Origin of the sequence: Cupriavidus lacunae, assembly GCF_003353055.1 — a bacterium.
GTDB lineage: Bacteria > Pseudomonadota > Gammaproteobacteria > Burkholderiales > Burkholderiaceae > Cupriavidus > Cupriavidus lacunae.
The window spans coordinates 1-3,492 of record NZ_QKWJ01000193.1 but is presented as its reverse complement, the minus strand read 5'-3'; the positions used below and the strand labels follow the sequence as shown (position 1 = coordinate 3,492).

The window sequence follows — 3,492 nt, the reverse complement described above, 5'->3', positions numbered from 1 at the left end:
TGAACCCCTTCATCTTGCGTCTGCTGGCGCGGCGCATCGGAATGGCGCTGATCTCGCTGCTGGCCGTCTCGGCCATCGTCTTCGCCATCACCGCGGTATTGCCCGGCGATGCCGCGCAGGAGCAGCTCGGGCAGGACGCCACACCCGAAGCCCTCGCCGCGCTGCGTACCCAGATGGGGCTCGATGTCCCCGCGCCCGTGCGCTACGCGCACTGGCTCGGCGGCATGGTCACCGGCAATGCCGGCGAGTCGCTCGTCACCCACATGCCGGTGTCGGAGGCCATCGGCAGCCGGCTGCGCCATTCGCTGCTGCTGGCCGGCCTGACCGCGCTGATCTCGGTGCCGGTGGCACTCGGCCTCGGCATCCTGGCGGCGGTCTACCGCGGCACATGGTTTGACCGCAGCGTCAGCCTGGGCGCGGTGGCGGTGGTCTCGGTGCCGGAGTTCCTGGTCGCCACGCTGGCGGTGCTGCTGTTCGCGGTCCACCTGCGCTGGCTGCCGGCGCTCGCCTATATCGGCACCGACGATTCGTGGGACAAGATCGTGCGTTCGCTCGCCATGCCGGTCCTGAGCCTGTGCTGCGTGATCGTCGCGCAGATGCTGCGCATGACCCGCGCGGCGGTGATCGACCAGCTCAACGCGCCCTACATCGAGATGGTGCGGCTCAAGGGCGCATCCTCGACCCGCATGGTGCTGTTCCACGCCCTGCCCAACGCCATCGGCCCGATCGCCAATGCCGTGGCGCTGAGCCTGTCTTACCTGCTTGGCGGCGTCATCATCATCGAGACCATCTTCAACTACCCCGGGATCGCCAAGCTGATGGTGGACAGCGTCGCCCAGCGCGACATGCCCGTGGTCCAGGTGTGCGCCATGATTTTCTGTTGTGCGTACCTGATCCTCGTCACGCTTGCCGATGTGTGCGGCATCGTCGCCAATCCGCGTCTGCGCCACCGCTGAAGCCTTGAACGCCATGCAGGAGCTGCAACTCATGTCCCCTACCTCCGACACGCACGCCACCCCCGCCGTGAGCGCCCCCGACCAAGGCTGTCGCCGCCCGCGCCTGCCCAGACTGGGGATCACCGGCTGGATCGGCTGCCTGATCCTCATCGGCTGGCTGATTGCCGCCATGGTTGGCCCGATCCTGATCAGCCATGACGGCACGCCCACGGGCGAGATCCAGGTCTTCGGCCCGATCAGTGTCCAGCACTGGCTCGGTACCGACTACCTCGGGCGCGACATGCTGACGCGCGTGATCCTGGGCGCGCGCTATACCGTCTGCGTCGCGCTGGTCTCGACCCTTTGCGCCAGCGGCATCGGCATCACGCTGGCACTGCTCGCCACCGTCAGCGGGCGCTGGATCGATGCCGGCCTCAGCCGCGGCCTCGATACGCTCACGGCAATCCCCAGCAAGATGTTCGCACTGATCATGGTCGCGGCCTTCGGCTCGTCGGTGTGGATGCTCGCGCTCACGGCGGCGATCATCTACGTCCCGGGCGCCTATCGGATCGCGCGCTCGCTGGCGGTCAACATCAACGCAATGGACTACGTCACGGTTGCCCGCACCCGCGGCGAAGGCACCGCCTACATCATGCGGCAGGAGATCCTGCCCAACATTCTCGGCCCGATGCTGGCCGACCTGGGGCTGCGCTTCGTCTACGTCGTGCTGCTGCTCGCGAGCCTCAGCTTCCTGGGCCTGGGCATCCAGCCGCCCGATGCCGACTGGGGTTCGCTGGTGCGCGAGAACATCGGCGCGCTGTCTGAAGGCAGCATGGCCGTGGTGGCGCCGGCGCTGGCCATCGCCAGCCTGACCCTCGCCGTCAACCTCGTCATCGACAATCTGCCGGGTCGCTCGGCACGTAACGGAGTCAAATAATGGGCACGTCCGTAAAGGTCAGCAATCTGCGCATCACCGCAGGCCAGGCGACGTTGGTAGATGGTGTGGACTTCGAGATCGAGCCCGGCAAGGTGCTGGCACTGATCGGCGAGTCCGGCTCAGGCAAGACCACCACCGCGCTGGCGCTGATGGGCTTCGCGCGCCACGGTTGCGAGATCGCCGGCAGCATCCGGGTCGGCACCACCGACGTGCTGCACCTGTCGCCGGGCGAACAGCGCCGGCTGCGCGGGCGCGAGATCACCTATATCGCGCAGAGCGCGGCGGCCTCGTTCAACCCGTCGCGCACCATCATGGACCAGGTGGTCGAACCGGCGCTGATCCACCGGCTCATGGATCGCAAGGCTGCCGAGAAGAAGGCGGTCGCGCTGTTCCGCGAACTGGCGCTGCCCGACCCTGATTCCATCGGCGAGCGCTACCCCCACCAGGTCTCCGGCGGACAGTTGCAGCGCCTGATGGCGGCAATGGCCCTGATCACCGATCCCGACCTGGTGATCCTGGACGAGCCGACCACGGCCCTGGACGTCACCACGCAGGTCGAAGTGCTGCGCGTGTTCCGCCGCGCGGTGCAGGAACGCCGCACCACCGCGGTCTATGTCAGCCACGACCTGGCCGTGGTGGCCCAGGTGGCGGACCACATCCTGGTGCTGCGCGATGGCAAGATGCGCGAGCTGGGCGAGACCGACCAGATCCTGTACCAGCCCGCCGACGACTACACGCGCTGCCTGCTGGCCGCGGCGCGGCCGACCGAGCGTCCCGGCGCGCCGGTGGACCCGGACAAGAGCCCCCTGCTGCTCGAGGTCCGCGACCTGTCCGCCGGCTACGGCGCGGTCGATGCGCATGGGCAGCCGGCCTCGAAGATCCTGGAGGGCGTGGGCCTGAAGCTGTATCGCGGCCAGGCGATCGGCGTCATCGGCGAATCGGGTTCGGGCAAGACCACGCTGGCGCGTGCCATCGCCGGCCTGGTGGCGCCCTGCCGCGGCAGCATTGCCTTCAACGGCCACCCGCTGAAGCCGACGGTGGCCGAACGCAGTCGCGATGAACTGCGGCGCATCCAGATCGTGTTCCAGATGGCCGATACCGCGCTCAATCCCGCGCGCACCATCGAGGAGATCCTGGCGCGGCCGCTGCAGTTCTTCCACGGCCTGCGCGGCCAGGCCCAGCGGGCGCGGATCCGACAGTTGCTCGATCTGGTGCGGCTGCCGGCCGGCGTGGCCCAGCGCACGCCCGGTGGCCTCTCCGGCGGGCAGAAGCAGCGCGTGAACCTGGCCCGCGCGCTCGCGGCCGATCCGGAGCTGATCCTGTGCGACGAAATCACCTCGGCGCTGGACACCGTGGTCGGCGCGGCCATCCTCGACCTGATGGCCGAGCTGCGCAAGGAGCTGGGTGTCTCGTATCTCTTCATCAGCCACGACCTGCACACCGTGCGCTCGATCTGCGACGAGATCGTGGTGATGCAGCATGGCCGCAAGCTGGCCCAGGTCGCGCACGAGGACTACGACCGCGGACCCCATCACCCCTACTACGCCCTGCTGGCGCGCTCGGTCCCCGAGTTGCGGCGGGGCTGGATCGACGAAGTCGATCTGCATATCGACGGCGGGA

General features: G+C 68.4%; 3 protein-coding genes. All 3 read left to right on the top strand.

Features of this window, described 5'->3' with window-relative positions; genetic code table 11:
* The coding region (locus DN412_RS42470; protein ID WP_425267499.1) for an ABC transporter permease at window positions 1-956 on the top strand (956 nt) is incomplete at its 5' end.
* Between the two features lie 31 nt (window positions 957-987).
* On the top strand, window positions 988-1,872 hold the full coding sequence (locus tag DN412_RS42465; protein WP_115216941.1) for an ABC transporter permease: 885 nt from the start codon (window positions 988-990) through the stop codon (window positions 1,870-1,872).
* Window positions 1,872-3,492, top strand: a 1,621-nt coding sequence (locus DN412_RS42460; RefSeq protein WP_133303194.1) for an ABC transporter ATP-binding protein, incomplete at its 3' end; no start/stop codon positions are given. The genes DN412_RS42465 and DN412_RS42460, both read left to right, overlap by 1 nt.

Bases quoted from the DNA above. Each gene is read 5' to 3' on its own strand.
- DN412_RS42465 (WP_115216941.1), top strand. From the start codon at position 988: ATGTCCCCTACCTCCGACACGCACGCCACCCCCGCCGTGAGCGCCCCC.